The sequence below is a fragment of the Delftia sp. DT-2 genome (assembly GCF_028401915.1).
Taxonomy (GTDB): domain Bacteria; phylum Pseudomonadota; class Gammaproteobacteria; order Burkholderiales; family Burkholderiaceae_C; genus Comamonas; species Comamonas tsuruhatensis.
In genome coordinates, this window is sequence record NZ_JAQOTI010000006.1 from 143,534 (window position 1) to 161,117 (window position 17,584).

Sequence of the window (17,584 nt, forward strand, 5' to 3'; positions counted from 1 at the left end):
TCAGCCTTGCAGCTGCGCGATGCGCGCCTGGGCCGGCCCGCAGTCGCCGATGCGCTGCATCACCCAGTCCGCATCATGGTAGGTGGGCAGGTAGCGCTCGCCCGCATCGCACAGCAGCGAAAGAATGGAGCCCTGCTCGCCGCGCTGGCGCATCTCGCTGGCCAGCCTGAGCATGGCCACGTAGTTGGTGCCCGTGGACGGCCCCACGCGCCGGCCCAGCAGTGCGGACAGGCTGCGCATGGCGGCCAGGGAATCGCAGTCCGCCACTTCCTCCATGCGGTCCACCAGCGTGCGCACAAAGCTGGGCTCCACGCGCGGGCGGCCTATGCCCTCGATGCGCGAGCCCGGCGCGGTGAGGGTGGCATCGCCCGTGCGGTGGTAGGCGGCGAACACCGAGCCCTCGGGGTCGGCCACGCAGATGCCCGTGGCATGGCGCTGGAAACGCACGTAGCGGCCGATGGTGGCACTGGTGCCGCCCGTGCCCGCGCCCACCACGATCCAGCGCGGCACGGCATGGCGCTCGCGCCGCATCTGGGTGAACATGCTCTCCGCAATATTGTTGTTGCCACGCCAGTCGGTGGCGCGCTCGGCATAGGTGAACTGGTCCATGTAGTGGCCGCCGGCCTGCGCGGCCACGGCGCGTGCCTCGTCGTAGACCTGGGCGGCGCTGTCCACCAGATGGCAGCGGCCGCCGTAGAACTCGATCAGTGCAATCTTCTCCACCGAGGTGCTGCGCGGCATCACGGCCACGAAGGGCAGGCCCAGCAGGCGCGCGAAGTAGGCCTCGCTCACGGCCGTGGAGCCGCTCGATGCCTCGACGATGGTCGATCCCTCGTGCACCCAGCCATTGCACAGCGCATAGAGAAACAGCGAGCGCGCCAGCCGGTGCTTGAGGCTGCCCGTGGGATGGGTGGATTCGTCCTTGAGGTAGAGGTCGATCCCCAGGCCGGCAAAGCCGGGCAGGGGCAGCGGTATCAGGTGCGTGTCGGCACTGCGCTGGTAGTCGGCCTCGATGCGGTTGATGGCTTCATGCAGCCAGGGGGAGGTGGTGTGCGGCATGGCGGCCATTGTCGCAGGCTGCCTCTTACCAATCCTCCTTGACCGCCAGCACTGCCTCGCGCCCTGCAGCCGCACGCCCGGCCAGCCAGGCCGTCAGCGTGCCTGCCGCGATCACGCTGGCAGCCAGCGCCAAAAGGCGGGGCCACGGCAGTGACAGCTCCATGGTCCAGTGAAAGCTTTGCGGATTCACCACATGCACCAGGATCACGGCCACACCCAGGCCCAGCAGGCTGCCGGCGATGGCGCCGGCCGTGGTCCAGGCCATGCCTTCGCCGGCCACCACGGCCAGGATGTCGCGCCGCGTCAGGCCCAGGTGGGCCAGCAGGCCGAATTCCTTGCGCCGCGCCAGCACCTGGGCGCTGAAGCTGGCCGCGATGCCGAACAGGCCGATGCCGATGGCCACGGCCTGCAGCCAGTAGGTCACGGCAAAGCTGCGATCGAAGATGCGCATGGAGCGCTCGCGCAGCGCGCCGCTGCTGGCGAACTCCAGTGCCTGCGCGGCGCCCGGCCCGGTCATCAGCGACTGGATGCGCGCCTGCAGCTGCTGCTCCGTGGCCGTGTCGTCGCCGTCCGGCCAGATGGCGATTTCGGTGGGGCCTGCTGTGGTGGCGCTGCCGTCGGCAAGCCGTTGGTAGTCGTCCCAGTCCATGGCGATGGCGCCGAACTGGCGCACATAGTCGCGCCAGATGCCGGCCACAAACACGCGGGAATCTTCCGACGGCAGGGCCTGGGCCAGCAGCGGCCACTCCTGGCCCGGCCGCACGCCATAGAGTTGGGCCACGGCTTCACTGACATAAACGGGCGTGCTGCCAGCGGGCGCTTGCACGGGGCCTTGTATCCACGGCAACTGCTGGCCCTGGGGGCCATGCAGCGGACGCAGCAGCAGGCTGACGGCAGGGCGATCCGGGCTGAGCCACAGGCTGGTGCTGCGCATGGGCTGGGCGCGCTGCACGCCAGGCAGGGCGGCAATGCGCGCGGCCAGATCGGCGGGCAGGGGCGCGGCATCGGCACGGCCTGCGCTGCCGGCCGTGCGCAGGTACAGCGGGGCGGGCAGCACGGCATCCAGCCAGGCGATCATGCTGTCCCTGAAGCTGGCCACCATCACGGTCAGCGCCACGGCCAGGCTCAGGCTGGCCACCACGCCGCCCACGGCCACCGTGGTGCTGCGGCGCATGCGCCGTGCGCGTTCCACGGGCAGCAGGGCCAGCGGCTGGCGCAGCAGCGATTGCGGCACCAGGCGCAACAGCTGGCCCAACAGCCAGGGCAGGGCGGCCATGCCACCCAGAAGCAGCAGGGCCACGGCGACATAGGCGGCCAGGGGAATGCCGGCCACGGGCGGCACAAAGGCCAGGGCCACGCTGGCTGCCATCAGCAGCAGGGCCGGCAGGCCGCGCGCCGCGCGTTCGGAGCCCGCACCCTGGCCCTTGAGCGTGGCCGCAGGCGGCAACTCCATGGCCTGGCGCGCCGGCCACCAGCCGCCAGCCACGGTGGCGGCCACGCCCAGCAGGCCAAAGGTCAGCGCGGCGCCGGCACTCCACTGCAGCGCGGGCTGCACGCCGGCAAAGTAGCCGCCGCCCAGGTCACCGCCCAGCAGGTGCAGGGCCAGCCAGGCCAGTCCCGCACCCAGCGCAATGCCGGCCGCGCTGCCCACCATGCCCAGCAGCAGCGATTCCAGCAGCACCAGGCCCAGGCGCTGGCGCGGTGTCAATCCCAGCACGGCCAGCAGGGCGAACTGCGGCGCGCGCTGGGCCACGCTGAGCGCCAGCACCGAGAACACCAGGAACGCCCCCGTGAACAGCGCCACCAGGGCCAGCACCGTGAGGTTGACGCGGTAGGCGCGCGACATCTCGGCAATGCGCTGCTGGTCGTCGCCGGGGCGGCTGGCGAGGGCCTGGGCGGGCCAGTCGGGCAGGCGGCGCAGTTCGGCCAGCAGGGACTCGCGCGTGGCGCCTTCGGCCAGCAGCACATCGATGCGGTCCACCTGGCCCCAGCGCTGCAGGCTGTCCTGCAGCGCACCGATGTCCATCACGGCCAGCGGCGGGCCGGATGCGGCCACCGTGCCCGCGATGCGCAGGGTCTGCGCGCGCCCGCCCAGTTGCCATGGCAGGGGCGTGTGCCGCGCCTGCTCCGGCGTCAGGCCCAGGGCTTCGAGTGCCGTTGCATTGAGGAAGACCGCATCGGGCGCGAACAGGTCCAGCCGCCCGCCGCCATCGAACAGCCGGGGCATGAGCGCAGGCGCCACGGGCGCCAGCCGCAGCGCATCGCCGCCCAGCACGCGCAACTGCACCGGCGTGGCGGTGCCGGCCAGGGCCGTGGCTTCGATCCAGGGTGCGGCCAGGCTGACCTGGGGCTGCTGCGCAACACGGCCATACAGCGATTCGGGCAGGCCGCCCTGCATGGCACGCAACTCCAGGTCCGGCTGGCCGCTGACCGTGCGCACGGCGCGCGAGAACTCATCGAGCGCGGACTGGTTGATCACGTGCACGGCAAAGCCCAGGGCCACGCCCAGCATGATGGCCACCAGGGCGGTGGCCGTGCGCCAGGGATGCTGGCGCAGCTCCTGCCAGGAAAAGGTGCGAAGCAGGGCGAGCATGGGCGGATGGTCTCTGGCGCTAGGCGGGCTGCATGCCCTGTGCGGTCAGGCGCAGCAGGCGGTCGGCACGGCGAGCGGCCTCGATGGAGTGCGTGACCAGCACCAGGGCGGCCTGGTGCTCGCGGGTCTGCTGCAGCAGCAGCTCCATGACCTGTGCGGCCGTGCCGGGGTCCAGGTTGCCCGTGGGCTCGTCGGCCAGCAGCAGGGCCGGGCCGTGGACCAGGGCACGCGCAATCGCCACGCGCTGCAGCTGGCCGCCGCTGAGCTGCCAGGGCAGGCGCTGCTCCAGCCCCTGCAGCCCGACGGCCTGCAGCAGTTGCTGAACGCGCTGGCGGCCCGCCGCATCCAGCCGCTGCAGCAGCATCAGCGGCAGGGCCACGTTGTGCCAGACATCCAGGTGCGGCAGCACATGGAAGGCCTGGAACACGAAGCCGACATGGCTGCGCCGCCACAGCGCACGGCCGGTTTCATCCAGGGCCGACAGGTCCTGGCCTTCGTGCAGCACGCGGCCCTGCTGCCACTCATCAAGCCCGGCCAGGCAGTTGAGAAAGGTGGACTTGCCCACGCCCGAGTCACCCACGATGGCCACGAACTCGCCGCGCGCCACGCTGCAGTCCACGTTCTCGAAGACGGCGGTTTCCGTGCCGCCGTCGTTGCGGTAGCGCCGCGCCAGGCCCTGGACCTGAAGCAGCGGCGGCTGAGTCAGCGGCGTGTTGTCCTGGGGCACGGCAGTCATGAAGGCGGTTTCCTGTTCAGCCGTTGCGGGCCTGGGTTGCTGCGGCCACCACGGCCATCGCTGCCTGCAGCAGTTGCTGCTGGGCATCGGGCATATCGCAGGCAATGGCATGGCGGGCGGGCATGCTGCGCAGCCAGGTGATCTGGCGCTTGGCCAGCTGGCGCGTGGCGGCAATGCCGCGTTCGCGCAGCGAGTCCATGGAGTACAGGCCGTCCAGCGATTCCCAGGCCTGGCGGTAGCCCACGCAGCGGATGGAGGGCAGGTCCAGGTGCAGGTCGCCGCGCGCGCGCAACTGCTGCACTTCGTCGATGAAGCCGGCGCTCAGCATGGCGTCGAACCGCTGGGCGATGCGCGCATGCAGCCAGGCGCGGTCCTGCGGCTCCAGCGAGAAGAAGCCGCCGGGGCTGATCAGGCCCTGTGCCGCACCCTTGCCCGCTCGTGTATGAAAGCTGGACAGCGGTTTGCCCGACACCTGCCAGACCTCCAGCGCGCGCTGTATGCGCTGGCTGTCGGCCGGCGCCAGGCGTGCGGCCGTGGCGGGATCGACCTGGGCCAGCAGCGCATGCATGGCGGGCCAGCCGATCTCGGTGGCCTGGGCGTCCAGCCGCTCGCGCACGGCGGGGTCGGCGGCCGGCATGTCGTCAATGCCATCCTGCAGGGCCTTGAAATACAGCATGGTGCCGCCCACCAGCAGCGGCAGGGCGCCGCGCGCGCGGATCTCGGCCACCAGGCGCTGCGTGTCCTGCACGAACTCGGCCGCGCTGTAGGCCTGCAGCGGGTCGCGGATATCGATCAGGTGATGGGGGCTGGCAGCCAGTTCTTCGGGCGTGGGCTTGGCCGTGCCGATGTCCATGCCGCGATAGACCAGGGCCGAGTCCACGCTGATGATTTCTGCGGCCTGGCAGCGTTCGGCCAGCAGCCTGGCCAGGGCCAGGGCGGCAGCGGTCTTGCCGGAAGCGGTGGGGCCGGCGATGGCCAGGCAGGGGAGCGAGGAAGCGGTGGACATTCAAAAAACGCAAACGCAGGAAATGAAAATCAGCGGTGGCCATCGACCCCGCCGTGGCGGCGCACCAGCCCCCAGGCGACCAGGGCCGTGCACACGCCCCAGAACCAGATGCCGAAGGCCATGGGCCGGGTGGACTGGCCGTCCAGGTGCAGGCCCAGCCAGTGTCCCATGGCAAAGGCGATGAGCATCATGGTGAAGCCGTTGAGCGCCGAGGCCGTGCCCGCCGACTGCGGGAAGGGCGCGATGGCATTGCTCTGGCCGCAGGGCATGTGCACGCCATGGGCGATCTGGAAGATATAGAAGGGCAGGGCATAGGCCCAGAGGCTGCGCGCATCGGCCAGCGCCGCAATGCCGATGGCCGTGGCCGACAGCAGGCTGGCCAGCCCGGCAATCTGCACGGCGCGCCGCACATCCATGCGCTGCAGCAGCCAGCGGCACAGGAAGGTGCCCGCGATGTAGCACAGCGCATTGCTGCCCATCAGCAGGCCGTAGCCCGTGCGGCTCACGCCCAGCACATGGATATAGGTGAAGGAAGATGCGGCCAGGTTGGTGAACAGGGCCGCATAGGTGCAGCAGGTCAGCAACTGGTAGGACTGGAATCCCGGGTGGCGCACGATGGTGATCCAGTTGCGCGCCAGGGCCAGCGGCTGCAGCGCCGTGGGATTGGTGCGGGCCAGTGTCTCCGTGAAGCGTAGGGCCACCAGCAGCAGGGCCAGCGCACCCATCACCGCCTGGGCCAGCATGGTGGCGCGCCAGCCCAGCGAATCCACCAGCAGGCTGCCGCTGACGGGGCTCAGGAAGGCGATCACGCCCAGCCCGGTCAGCGCCTTGGACATGACCTGGGCGCCCAGGTGCGGCGCGAACAGGTCGCGCACCATGGCGCGTGCGCACATCACGCCGGCGCCCAGCGATGCCCCCTGCAGCGCGCGCCAGGCAATCAGCGATTCCATGGTCTCGGCGCTGGCGCTGCCCAGCGCGGCCAGCACATAGATGGACATGCCTGCCAGCAGGATGGGCCGGCGCCCGAAGCGGTCGGACAGCGGCCCCCAGGCCAGCTGCGAGCAGCCGAAGGCCAGCAGGAAGGCCGTCAGCGTGAGCTGCACCTGGGACACCTGGGTGGAGAAGGCTGCCTGTATCGAGGGCAGGGCGGGCAGGTACAGATCTGTGGCCAGCGGCTGAAGCCCCAGCAGCAGGCCGAGCAGGATGACGACCAGGACGGGGGACATGGCCGGCTGCGCTTGCGCGACGGCGGGAGACAGGGGCGCTGACATAGGCGCCCGAGGGTAGCAGAGAACCCGGGGTGCCGCTGTCCATGCCTTGGCGGCGCATATCCATCTGCGGATTGCGCAGTTGGGAACCGGCCCGCCCCTGCCTACATTGCATTGCAGAGCAACCCGACCCCAACCGAGCAACCAACGCAACTGCGAACAAAGGACCGTGATGGCAACGCCGACCGCTTTCTCCACCATCCCCGCCACCCTGCGCCAGGGTGCCTGCACCGTGCTGTACGTCGCGGCCCTGATCGGCGGCACGGCCCATGCCAATGCGCCCGTTCCCGAAGGTCCGCTGGTCAGCACCGAATGGCTGGCGGCCAACCTCAACCGCGCCGACGTGCGCATCGTCGAAGTCAGCGTCAACCCCGGCCTGTACGAGCGCTCCCATGTGCCGGGCGCGGTCAATTTCTCGTGGCACAACGATCTCAACGACAAGGTGCGCCGCGACATCGTGGGCAAGGAGCAGTTCGAGAAACTGCTGTCGCAGGCCGGCGTGAAGGACGGCACCACGGTCGTGCTGTACGGCGATACCAACAACTGGTTCGCGGCCTGGGGGGCCTGGGTCTTCGACATCTATGGCGTGCAGAACGTCAAGCTGCTGGACGGCGGCCGCAAGAAGTGGGAGGCCGAGAACCGCCCCCTCAACAACCGCGCCCCGGAATATGCGGCCACCACCTACCGCGTGGGCAAGGTCAACACCGCGCTGCGCGCGCGCCTGACCGATGCGCTGGCCTCGGCCGAAGGGCGCAGCGACGCCAGGCTCGTCGACATCCGCTCGGCCGACGAATACCAGGGCAAGGTCTTCGCCCCGGCCGGCGTGCCGGAGCTGGCCATCCGCGCCGGCCACATTCCCGGCGCCGTCAACGTGCCCTGGGGCCAAGCAGTGCGCGAGGACGGCAGCTTCAAGTCCGCCGAAGAACTCAAGAAGCTCTATGCGGGTGTGGGCATCGACGGCAGCAAGCCCGTCATCACTTACTGCCGCATCGGCGAGCGCTCCAGCCACACCTGGTTTGCGCTGTCCAAGATCCTCGGCTACCAGGTGCGCAACTACGACGGTTCGTGGACCGAATACGGCAACTCCGTGGGTGTGCCGATCAACAACCCGGCCGGCACGGTCTGGGCCGCGAAATGAACCTGCAGTCGATCAACCTGTCTTGAAGGCGGGGGCCGGGCGAGGGGTGTCAGTGCTCTTGGTTCGACGGATCAGGTGCGTGACGTGTGGCTTTGGCAAAAGCTCGGCTCCTTTGGGGCCCGCAGGCTGCGGGCCCCTTTTTTATGGGTGGATGGCAACAAAAGGGGGAAGCAATGACAAGCGTGACCGGTGAGCACACGCAGAACGTGAATGGCAGGCACAGGGCAAGGGACTGGACCAGATGGCTGCCCTTGGCCGCCGTGCTGGCCGCAGCCTGGCCTGTGGCGGCGCAGCTGCAGCTGCAGCTGCAGCTGCAAGGCGGCGGGCGCACCCTGGTCTTTGCGCTGGCGCTGGGCCTGCTGCTGGGGCTGGTGCTGCAGCGCTCGCGCTTTTGCTTTTACTGCCATGCGCGCGACTGGTTCGAGTTCGGCGACCCGCGCGGCGTGCTCTCCATCCTGCTGGCGCTGGCCGTGGGATCGGCGGGCATGACCGTGGTGCTGGGCAGCTGGGTGGCCGTGCCCCAGCCGGGCCAGTTGCCGCCCGACATGCACATAGGCCCCGTGAGCTGGGTGCTGGTCCTTGCGGGCCTCGCCTTTGGCGCGGGCATGTCGGTCTCGGGCTCGTGCATCAGTGCCCACTGGTACCGGCTGGGCGAGGGCTCGCCCGTGGCGCCGTTTGCCCTGGTCGGCACGGGCCTGGGCTTCGTGCTGGGGTTTCGCAGTTGGAACCCGCTGTACAGCCTGGCCATTGCCGATGCACCCGTCATCTGGCTGCCGGCCCATCTGGGCTATGGCGGCGCGCTGGCGCTGCAACTGGCCGTGCTGGGCCTGCTGGCGGCCTGGGTCTGGCGCATTCATGGGCGCTCGGGCCGCGCACGGCCCCGGCCTGCGGCAGAACCGGCGCAGCCACCGGGCCTGTGCCAGCTGTGGCTGTCACTGTGGCAAGGCCGCTGGAACGCCGCGCTGGGCGGCCTGGCCGTGGGCCTGATCGCGGCCGCCGCCATCGTGCGCATGCGGCCGCTGGGCGTGACCACCACGCTGGGCAGCACCGTGCGTGGCTGGGCCCAGGCAGGCGGCTGGGTGCCCGAGCGCCTGCATGGCCTGGATACCCTGGGCGGATGCGCCACGGCCGTGCTCAACAGCCTGCTCACGCCCCATGCCGTGCTGCTGCTGGGCCTGGTGGCCGGTGCCTGGGGCGCCGCCGTGGCCAGCCGCCAGTGGACGCCACGCCGCCCCACCTGGCGCGATGCGGCTCGCGGCCTGGCCGGTGGCGCCTTGCTGGGCTGGGGCGCCATGACGGGGCTGGGCTGCACCATCGGCACGCTGCTGTCGGGCAGCATGGCGGGCGCGCTGTCGGGCTGGGTCTTTGGCGCGGCCGTGTTCACGGCGCTGTGGCTGGGTTTCGTGCTGCGGCGCTGGCAGGCCAGCCGGGACTGAGGGCCTTCAGCCGGCAGCCACACCCAGCAGCAGATCCGCGATCTCCTCCGGATACCGCTGCCGACGTCCGTCGATGAGCACGCAGCCGGGCGCCTCGGGGTCGGGCCTGGCCAGGGGCATGCCGTGGTCCAGCAGGGCCTGGGCGCAGCCCAGCCAGTCGCCGCCGCCGGGTTCCGTGGATTCGGGCCGGTTCAGCGATGCCCAGCACAGGGTTCCTGCGCAGTTGTCGCCATAAGCGTGGCGTTCGGTCCACTGTGCGCCGTGCTCCAGCAGGAAGCGCGCCATGGCGGCATCGCCACGGAAAACGGCCTGGTTCAGTGCGGATGCATCCCAGTCGCCGCCGCGCGCAGCAATGGGCCAGCCCAGTTCCACCATGCAGCGCACGGCCTCCAAGCGGCCCAGGGCTGCCAGTTCGGGCAGCATGCGCAGCTGCTCGTGAGACAGTCCTTGCAGCAGACCCGGGTGGGACGCGAGAAGCCCTCCGGCCCGGGCCCGGTCGCCCATGGCGCAGGCGGCAACGAACTGTTCTTCGGGCGTGGCGGTTTCAGCGCCCGTGGCCTGTTCCAGCAGGACGGCCACGTCTGCCAGGCCAAAGCGCCGTGCCAGGCGGGCGGCGCCCAGGCCTTGCGGTGTGCGGGTGGCCGGGTCGGCTCCTGCATCCAGCAAGGCCTGCACGTGGGCGGGCGAGCGCAGCCGGCGTATGGCCCACAGCAGCGGGCGGCCCCATTCGCCCTGGCCGTTGTCCTCGTTCGGATCGGCGCCGTGGTCCAGCAGCAGGCGCAGGGCCTGCACATCGTCCATGTCCAGCACGCGGAACAGGGCATTGCTGCCCTCCACGCGCGCGCCCGCCTGCAGCAGCAGCCGCGTGCATTCGCGGCTGGCCGGCGTGCCTTCCAGAGAGTGGTAGAGCGATTCGCCGTCGTTGGGGTCGGCCCCGGCCTGCAGCAGCATCTGCGTCAGTTGCGCATCATGGTTCTGGCCTGCTGCGCCATAGAGTGCTGACAGCCGCTCGGTCTCGGAGGGCGCCTGCAGCGAGGCCGGCGGCCAGCGATTGCCCACGGTCTGCAGCGGGTCGGCTCCCGCGTCCAGCAGCCAGCGCGCGCAGGCGCGCAGCGGCTCGGCGAACTCGGGCAGACGCAGCAGGCACGAGTGCGTGACGGCGACCAGCGGCGGCAGTCCCAGCGGCCCGCCTGCGCGCTGCAGCCAGCCGGGATCTCTGTGCGTGGCTTCGCGCAGCGCGGCCAGGTTGCCGATGGCGCAGGCCATCCAGGGATCATTGCCCGGCAGCTCCGGCCGCTCGTCCAGCAGGCGCCGGGCCAGCGCGGGCTGCGCGCGGTGCGTGCCGCCCGCCACATCGCCGGCATAGACCAGGGCCAGCCAGTGCAGCCGGGATGTCTCTAGGTCCGCCGCCAGGCGCTGGCATGCCTCGACGTAGCCTGACAGCTCGCTCCATGAGGCGAAACCGTGCTCGCGCGCCACGGCGGACTGGGCGTCGTGCAGCCGCAGGTCCATGGCGGCCAGCGCTTCATCCGTGCGACCCCGGGCAGCGGGCAGGTGGGCGCGCAATTGCTCCATGGCCTGGGCCGAGCCTGCGCGATAGGCGGCCAGCAGTTGCTTGGCCTGTTTCTTGAGATGGCCCATGTCGGGCCGGGCGGGGATGCGTTTCACAGGGATACCTCCGTGCACGAAGGCCAATGACCTGCAGCTTGGCGCACAAAGGCATGTGGCAAGAGAAAAACGCCGAGAGGCGCATACAGGTGGGTTCAACCCTTCCCGCAGGTCCGGGTGCGGCCTGCACCGCAAGCGCGGATGTTATCGCAAGGCGACAGTCATCTGGGTGACAGCCGGCAGCCCCTGCTTGCGGGTTCCTACCCGCATGGCGGGCCAGTTGTCTGGCATAGGCTGCGTCGGCACTCCCCCTTGAAACGGATTTTTTGCGCGCGTTCCCCTTCAAACCTTCATCCCAAGGAGACAGTCTTATGCGAGCCCTGCGTTGGAATCGTTGGAAGTATCTCGGTCTGCTGGCGGTCACGGGCCTTGCGGCCTGCGGCGGGGGGGACGGTGATGCGCCCGAGGAAACCCGGGCCCAGGACAGCCGCAGCTTTGCGCCGGCCAATCCTTCTGCCACCACGTTCGATGCGCTGGCGGCTGCCGCTGGCGACACGGTGGACAATGCCAGCACCAGCCGCTGGGCCGGAGTGCTGGAAGGCGCGGCCTACCGCATCGAGGTGCCGGCCAACTGGAATGGCCGCCTGGTGATGTATGCCCACGGCTATGCGGGCGAGGGCAGTGCGCTCAACGTCACCAATCCGTCCATACGCCGCTACCTGATCCAGAACGGCTATGCCTGGGCGGCGTCCAGCTACAGCAGGAACTACTACGACGTGCGCGCCGGCGTGGAGGACACGAATGCGCTGGCCCTGGCCTTCAACCGCCTGGCCGCATCCCACGGCCGGCCGCTGGCGCAGCCGCAGCGCCTGTACATCACCGGCCATTCCATGGGCGGCCATGTCACGGCGGCGGCCATCGAGGCCGAAGCCCAGTCAACGGCCCGCAACAAGGTGCGCTACCAGGGCGCCGTGCCCATGTGCGGCGTGATGGGCGATACCCAGCTGTTCGACTACTTCGCGGCGGCCCAGGTCACTGCCCAGGCCCTGGCGGGCGAGGCCCAGCATACCGTCACCGACTGGGCGGCCATCCAGGGCAAGGTGACATCGGCCCTGTTCACGACCTTCCCGTCTGCACCTACCGCGACGGGCCGCGCCTATCTGTCGGTGATCCAGAATCTCACGGGCGGTCCGCGCCCGCTGTTCGACCTGGGTGTGGCCGTGGGCGGCTCGTTCGCTCCGGTCTGGGGCGTGTTCGGCAGCGACGGCTCGGTCAACGGCATCCTGAACCGCAACGTGACCGATACCAACCGCTTCACCTACCGCATCGATGGGGATGCAGCGGCCTCGGCCGCGCTCAATGCCGCCGCGCAAAAGCGCACGGCCGCGCCCGATGCCAACCGGCTGCGCCGCGACGGCCTGCGCTGGATTCCCGTGAGCCCAGGCGACATCGGCATTCCCGTGGTGACGCTGCACACGCTGGGCGACCTGTATGTGCCGTTCAGCATGCAGCAGATCTACCAGCGACGTGTGGCCGACAAGGGCAAGGACCGTTGGCTGGTGCAGCGCGCCATCCGCGGCGCATCGCACTGCGACTTCACCGTGGCCGAGCAGGTGGAGGCCTTCGATGCCATGGTGCAGTGGGAGCAGGGCGGCGCCAGGCCGGGCGGTGACGATGTGCAGACGGCCGCCACGGTGGCCGCGCCGACCTATGGCTGCCGCTACACGCGCAACACCCTGGGCCCGGATGACAGCACCACCACGCGGCAGTTGCGCGCCGTGATCTCGCAGAACGCGGCAAGCTGCCCGTAGCGCGGAAGGCGGCGCAGGCTGCGCCGCTCAGCGCGGGCTTGCTGGCGCGGTGGGCGCCTGTGCGAGCAGGCGCAGGCCGAACAGCTCGCCCAGCGCCTGCCGGTACTGCTCCATGGCGCGCGACTGGGTGTTGTGGTGGTTGCCGCCTTCGATGAGCACGAAGCGCTTGGGCTCGCTGGCCGCGTCGAACAGCTGGCGGCCCAGCGTGGCGGGGATCAGTGGGTCGGCGCTGCCGTGCACGACCAGCAGCGGCGAGCCTATGCCGGCCACCTTGTCGATGGAGGCAAAGCGCTGGGTGATCAGCGGCCCCACGGGCAGCCAGCCCCAGCGGAAGCTGCGGACCACGTCGGGAATGCTGGTGAAGGTGGCCTCGACCATGACGCCGGCCTCATCCTGAACGCTGCGCGCCAGGTCGATGGCGATGGCGCCGCCCAGCGAATGGCCGAAGATGAAGCGCGGCCGGTCCGGAGCGTGCCGGCCCAGCCAGTCCCAGCCGGCGCGGGCATCCTCGGCGGCCGATTCCTCGGACGGCAGGCCGGCGCTGCTCTTGCCGAAGCCCCGGTAGTCGATGGCCAGCACCGAAAAGCCCAGCTCGTGCAGCCGCCGGATGCGCGGCGAGGAGCCGGCAACGTTCCAGCGCGCGCCATGCAGGTACAGCAGCACGGGGGCGTTGCCGGCCGTGGCCGGCTGGGGCAGCCACAGCGCATGCAGGCGGGCGCCGTCCTGCGTTGGCATGTCGATCCAGACATCTTCCATGCCGGCCGTGTTGGCGCCGGGCCAGCTGCGGTCGCTGGGCTGGAAGATCCATTCGCGCTGCTTGGTATCCAGCACGGAGCAGCCGCTGGCCGCCAGCAGCGCGGCCACGCCCAGCGCTGCCGTGAGCCGGTGCAGGCGCCGTCGGGGCCACAGGTGGGAAAGCAGTGAGGGCATGACGCAACAATGGATGCACGGGCCGGCCAAAAGTTCAGCGCCGCTGCCGTGCCGGCCGGCGTTGTCATGGATTGGCGCTATTCTTGCCGCTGGTCCGCAGGCTGTCCTGGCTGCACGGGCCTCTCCCCACTGTTGATGAGTGAACCTGTATGCCGATACGCCTGGGCCTGGCCGCCAACCGAATCCACCACCAAACCGAGGATGCCGCACTGTTCGGCTGGCTGCGCGCCTGCGAGTCCGGCATCCGCGAGCTGCAGCTGGGCCTGCATGCCGTGGGCCGCACCTTCGATGCCATCCAGGCGGCCGGCATGCTGGCGTCCTACCGGGGCCTGCGCCGCTATCCCTATGGCCGCGAAGGCGGGCTGATGAAACTGGTGGCCGAGGTGGTGGGCGTGGAAGGTGACGAGCGCACCATCGACGGGGCCATCTATTTCACCGACCCGGTGGATCCGTCCTCCATCTTTCCCGAGGCCGTGGCGCTCAAGCGCCAGTGCGTGATCCATGGCAAGCCCTTCCTGTCCACCGTGGCCTCGGCGCGGGACTGGGTCGAGATGGAGCGCATCCAGGCAGGTCTGCCCAAGGATGCCGGTGCGCAGCGCTTTCACGACTACGCACAGCAGACGCTGGCGCTGATCGCCCACGATGCGCTCAAGCCCACCATGCTGGATTTCGCGGCGCGCAACTTCGAGCTGCTGTCGCGCTTTGGCCGGCGCGTGGGCACGGGCACCACGGGACAGAGGCTCAACGAAATGGCCTGGAGCCGTGGCTGGCCCGAGGACCGGCCCTGGGTGGACCGCTACAACAGCGGCCCGCTGGGCGGCGATGCGCAGATCGCCGACCTGGTGCTGGACCGCCGCTGCCAGCGCGTGATCTTCTTCGAGGACCCGCATGTGGCGCGCCAGCACGAGGCCGACATCCAGCTGCTGGAGCGCGCCGTGACCACGGTGACGCACGACACGGTCTGCACCACTTCTCCGGCCGTGGCGCAGCGCTGGTGCGATGCGGCCTTGATGCGCCGCTGAAACCTTCGTCACGCAGACGACAGCCCGCCGGCCTGCGGGTGGGCGAACACCCGTGACCGGCCGAGGGCTTTCTGCAAGACTGGCCGTTTCCAAAAACCAAGGAGACAACGATGGTCAGTCCGCTCTTTCGGCGTTCCCGGCATGCCATGGCCCTGCTGGCACTGCTGCCCGGCTGGGTGGCGGCCCAGGCACAGGCCCCCGCAGCGCCCGCGCTGCCGCCGCCCGACAGCGTGCGCCTGGAGCAGCTGGGGCTGATGCAGGGCTTTCCGCCGGCCGCCGACAAGCGCGTGGACGTGTCCAACGGCTACCGCTATCCGCAGCTGCGCTGGGTGGTGCAGCACCTGCGCGAAATCCAGCCCACGCAGAACATCCGGCGCGGCGCGGCGGGGCCCTCGGCACTGCCCGAAGCGCCCATGGCCCTGGGCGGCCTGCGCTTTGACGACGACAAGGGCCAGCCCATCACCGTGGACCAGTGGCTGGACCGCACCTATACCGACGCCATCGTGGTGCTGCACAAGGGACGGGTGGTCTTCGAGCGCTACCAGAACCAGATGCAGGCCAGCTCGCCCCACCTGCTGTTCTCGGTCACCAAATCGTTCACCGGCCTGATGGCCGCGCAACTGGCCCACGATGGGCGCATCGATCCCCAGGCCCTGGTCACTAAATACGTGCCCGAGCTGGAAGGCTCTGCCTGGGGCGACATGACGGTGCGCCAGGTCATGGACATGACCGGGGCCGTGCGCTTTCGCGAGGACTACACCGACCCCAGGACCGAGATCTTCGGCTACTCCTGGGCCTCGGGCATGCTGCCGCGTCCGCCCGGCTACGCGGGGCCGACCAATGTGTACGACTTCCTCAAGACGCTGCCCAAGGAAGGCACGCATGGCGAGGGCTTTGTCTACCGCACCGTGCATTCCGAGGTGCTGGGCTGGATCGTCTCGCGCGTCACGGGCCGGCGCTGGAGCGATCTCATGAGCGAGAACATCTGGCAGAAGCTGGGCATGCAGGAAGACGCCTATGTGATGGTGGACAGCACCGGCACGCCGCTGCAGGGCGCGGGCCTGAACGCCACGGCGCGTGACCTGGCGCGCGTGGGCGAGATGCTGCGCCTGGGCGGCAGCTTCAACGGCCACAAGGTCTTCGACAAGGCGGTGCTGGACGACATTGCGCGCGGCGGCGACCGCGAGCAGTTCAAGTTCCGCGGCATCCAGGCCGCGCGGCCCGGCTACAGCTACCGCAACCAATGGTGGGTACTGCACAACGCCGATGGCGCCTACGAGGCCGCCGGCATACACGGCCAGTTCATCCACGTGAACCCGGCCGCGCAGATGGTGGTGGTCAAGCTGTCATCGCACCCGGTGGCGGGCGCGGCCTTCACGCATGCGCTGACGCTCAAGGCCTGGGCGGCGCTGGCCGATGCGGTGCGCGACAGGTAAGGCGCGCGAATCCATCTCTTTCAATGAAAAAAGCCCATGCAGCAGGCTGCATGGGCTTTCGTCAGGGATGGGGAGCGCTGATGCTCAGATCACGCCCTGGGCCAGCATGGCATCGGCTACCTTGACGAAGCCGGCGATGTTGGCGCCGTCGATGTAGCTGACCGTGCCGTCCTCGCGCTTGCCGTACTTCAGGCAGGCGGCGTGGATGCCTTGCATGATCTGCAGCAGGCGGGCATCGACTTCCTCGGCGGGCCAGGACAGGCGGGCCGCGTTCTGGCTCATCTCCAGGCCCGAGGTGGCCACGCCACCGGCATTGCTGGCCTTGCCCGGTGCGTACAGCACGCCGGCCTTCTCGAAGGCCTTGGCGGCTTCGATGGTCGAGGGCATGTTGGCGCCTTCGGCCACGCAGACCACGCCGTTGGCGATCAGCACCTTGGCATCTTCCTCGGTCAGTTCGTTCTGCGTGGCGCAGGGCAGGGCCACGTCCACCTTCAGGTGCCACGGCGTCTTGCCGCGCAGGAACTCTGCGCCCACCAGCTTGGCGTACTCGTCCACGCGGCCGTAGCGGTGGTTCTTCACGTCCATCAGGATGGCCAGCTTCTCGGTGGTGAAGCCGTCCTGGTCATACACGGTGCCCGAGGAGTCGGAGACCGACACCACCTTGGCGCCCAGCTGCATGGCCTTTTCCACGGCGTACTGGGCCACATTGCCCGAGCCGGAGATGGAGACGGTCTTGCCTGCGAAGGACTGGCCGCGCGTGGCCAGCATTTCCTGGGCGAAGTAGACGGTGCCGTAGCCGGTGGCTTCGGGGCGGATCAGCGAGCCGCCGAAGGACAGGCCCTTGCCCGTGAACACGCTGGCGGCGCTGTTGGACAGCTTCTTGTACATGCCGGCCATGAAGCCCACTTCGCGGCCGCCCACGCCGATGTCGCCTGCCGGCACGTCGGTGTCCGGGCCCACGTGGCGGAACAGCTCGGTGACGAAGGCCTGGCAAAAGCGCATGACTTCAGCGGGGCTCTTGCCCTTGGGATCGAAGTCCGAGCCGCCCTTGCCGCCGCCCATGGGCAGCGTGGTCAGCGCGTTCTTGAAGGTCTGCTCGAACGCCAGGAACTTGAGCACGGACAGCGTGACCGAGGGGTGGAAACGCAGGCCGCCCTTGTAGGGGCCGATGGCCATGCTGTGCTGGATGCGGAAGCCGCGGTTGACCTGCACCTGGCCCTTGTCGTCGGTCCAGCTCACGCGGAACATGACCACGCGCTCGGGCTCGACCAGGCGCTCCAGCAGTCCGTGCTCGGCGTACTTGGGGTTCTTCTCGATGAAGGGCCACAGGCTTTCCATCACTTCGGTGACGGCTTGCAGGAATTCGGGCTGGCCGGGATTGCGTTGCGCGACTTCATCAAGGAACTGGCCGACGGACTCGTACTTCATGGAAAAAACCTCTGACTAAAAACGGCTGCGGGAAGGGGTGAGTGCAAACCAAGATTATGCCTAAAAGTTATGCCGTCATGCATCGTTTTGGTGAACGGCGCCCGAGCTTGGTG

At 69.5% G+C, this 17,584-nt stretch carries 13 protein-coding genes; 5 read left to right on the top strand and 8 right to left on the bottom strand.

All coding sequences use genetic code 11. The features are described from left to right. Genes PO605_RS12215 through PO605_RS12235 form a run of 5 tightly spaced genes read right to left on the bottom strand, consistent with a single transcriptional unit; the run spans position 1 to position 6,620 of the window. A complete protein-coding gene (locus PO605_RS12215; protein ID WP_016447693.1) occupies positions 1-1,068 on the bottom strand; it encodes a PLP-dependent cysteine synthase family protein in 1,068 nt (355 codons plus the stop codon). 16 nt (positions 1,069-1,084) lie between these two features. Continuing rightward, positions 1,085-3,652, bottom strand: coding sequence for an FtsX-like permease family protein (locus PO605_RS12220; RefSeq protein WP_272206522.1), 2,568 nt, complete (start codon positions 3,650-3,652; stop codon positions 1,085-1,087). Between the two features lie 19 nt (positions 3,653-3,671). Further along, a complete protein-coding gene (locus tag PO605_RS12225) occupies positions 3,672-4,388 on the bottom strand; it encodes an ABC transporter ATP-binding protein (protein WP_047472928.1) in 717 nt (238 codons plus the stop codon). A gap of 16 nt (positions 4,389-4,404) precedes the next feature. Continuing rightward, positions 4,405-5,394, bottom strand: a complete 990-nt coding sequence (miaA, locus tag PO605_RS12230; protein ID WP_047472927.1) for a tRNA (adenosine(37)-N6)-dimethylallyltransferase MiaA — start codon at positions 5,392-5,394, stop codon at positions 4,405-4,407. A 29-nt stretch (positions 5,395-5,423) separates the two neighbouring features. After that, on the bottom strand, positions 5,424-6,620 hold the full coding sequence (locus PO605_RS12235; RefSeq protein ID WP_047472926.1) for a multidrug effflux MFS transporter: 1,197 nt from the start codon (positions 6,618-6,620) through the stop codon (positions 5,424-5,426). Positions 6,621-6,834: 214 nt separating this feature from the next. On the opposite strand from PO605_RS12235, the gene PO605_RS12240 reads away from it, so the two are divergent. Then, positions 6,835-7,800 (top strand): sulfurtransferase, encoded by a 966-nt coding sequence (locus tag PO605_RS12240; protein WP_017407485.1) that lies wholly within the window; start codon positions 6,835-6,837, stop codon positions 7,798-7,800. Positions 7,801-7,973: 173 nt separating this feature from the next. Beyond that, the gene (locus PO605_RS12245; protein WP_272206523.1) at positions 7,974-9,236 is read left to right on the top strand and encodes a YeeE/YedE family protein; all 1,263 of its coding nucleotides are present in this window, start codon (positions 7,974-7,976) and stop codon (positions 9,234-9,236) included. A gap of 6 nt (positions 9,237-9,242) precedes the next feature. Here PO605_RS12245 and PO605_RS12250 read toward each other — a convergent pair whose 3' ends face one another. Beyond that, a complete protein-coding gene (locus tag PO605_RS12250; RefSeq protein WP_272206524.1) occupies positions 9,243-10,904 on the bottom strand; it encodes an ankyrin repeat domain-containing protein in 1,662 nt (553 codons plus the stop codon). Between the two features lie 311 nt (positions 10,905-11,215). Here PO605_RS12250 and PO605_RS12255 point away from each other — a divergent pair, with 311 nt between their 5' ends. After that, positions 11,216-12,655, top strand: a complete 1,440-nt coding sequence (locus tag PO605_RS12255) for an alpha/beta hydrolase family protein (protein WP_047469517.1) — start codon at positions 11,216-11,218, stop codon at positions 12,653-12,655. A 27-nt stretch (positions 12,656-12,682) separates the two neighbouring features. On the opposite strand, the gene PO605_RS12260 is transcribed toward PO605_RS12255, so the two are convergent. After that, positions 12,683-13,585: an alpha/beta hydrolase gene (locus PO605_RS12260; RefSeq protein ID WP_047469514.1), complete on the bottom strand. Its 903-nt coding sequence runs from the start codon at positions 13,583-13,585 to the stop codon at positions 12,683-12,685. A 149-nt stretch (positions 13,586-13,734) separates the two neighbouring features. On the opposite strand from PO605_RS12260, the gene PO605_RS12265 reads away from it, so the two are divergent. Then, positions 13,735-14,607, top strand: a complete 873-nt coding sequence (locus PO605_RS12265; RefSeq protein ID WP_016447679.1) for a methylglyoxal synthase — start codon at positions 13,735-13,737, stop codon at positions 14,605-14,607. A 110-nt stretch (positions 14,608-14,717) separates the two neighbouring features. Further along, positions 14,718-16,043 (top strand): serine hydrolase domain-containing protein, encoded by a 1,326-nt coding sequence (locus PO605_RS12270; RefSeq protein ID WP_047469511.1) that lies wholly within the window; start codon positions 14,718-14,720, stop codon positions 16,041-16,043. Positions 16,044-16,127: 84 nt separating this feature from the next. On the opposite strand, the gene gdhA is transcribed toward PO605_RS12270, so the two are convergent. After that, complete coding sequence (gdhA, locus tag PO605_RS12275) at positions 16,128-17,471, bottom strand: NADP-specific glutamate dehydrogenase (protein WP_016447677.1); 1,344 nt, start codon at positions 17,469-17,471, stop codon at positions 16,128-16,130. Between the last annotated feature and the right edge of the window lie 113 nt (positions 17,472-17,584).

Coding starts and splice junctions, on each gene's coding strand:
- PO605_RS12225 (WP_047472928.1), bottom strand. CDS start 4,388: ATGACTGCCGTGCCCCAGGACAACACGCCGCTGACTCAGCCGCCGCTG.
- PO605_RS12215 (WP_016447693.1), bottom strand. CDS start 1,068: ATGGCCGCCATGCCGCACACCACCTCCCCCTGGCTGCATGAAGCCATC.
- PO605_RS12245 (WP_272206523.1), top strand. CDS start 7,974: ATGACAAGCGTGACCGGTGAGCACACGCAGAACGTGAATGGCAGGCAC.
- PO605_RS12255 (WP_047469517.1), top strand. CDS start 11,216: ATGCGAGCCCTGCGTTGGAATCGTTGGAAGTATCTCGGTCTGCTGGCG.
- gdhA (WP_016447677.1), bottom strand. CDS start 17,471: ATGAAGTACGAGTCCGTCGGCCAGTTCCTTGATGAAGTCGCGCAACGC.
- PO605_RS12260 (WP_047469514.1), bottom strand. CDS start 13,585: ATGCCCTCACTGCTTTCCCACCTGTGGCCCCGACGGCGCCTGCACCGG.
- PO605_RS12220 (WP_272206522.1), bottom strand. CDS start 3,652: ATGCTCGCCCTGCTTCGCACCTTTTCCTGGCAGGAGCTGCGCCAGCAT.
- miaA (WP_047472927.1), bottom strand. CDS start 5,394: ATGTCCACCGCTTCCTCGCTCCCCTGCCTGGCCATCGCCGGCCCCACC.
- PO605_RS12235 (WP_047472926.1), bottom strand. CDS start 6,620: ATGTCCCCCGTCCTGGTCGTCATCCTGCTCGGCCTGCTGCTGGGGCTT.
- PO605_RS12265 (WP_016447679.1), top strand. CDS start 13,735: ATGCCGATACGCCTGGGCCTGGCCGCCAACCGAATCCACCACCAAACC.
- PO605_RS12240 (WP_017407485.1), top strand. CDS start 6,835: ATGGCAACGCCGACCGCTTTCTCCACCATCCCCGCCACCCTGCGCCAG.
- PO605_RS12270 (WP_047469511.1), top strand. CDS start 14,718: ATGGTCAGTCCGCTCTTTCGGCGTTCCCGGCATGCCATGGCCCTGCTG.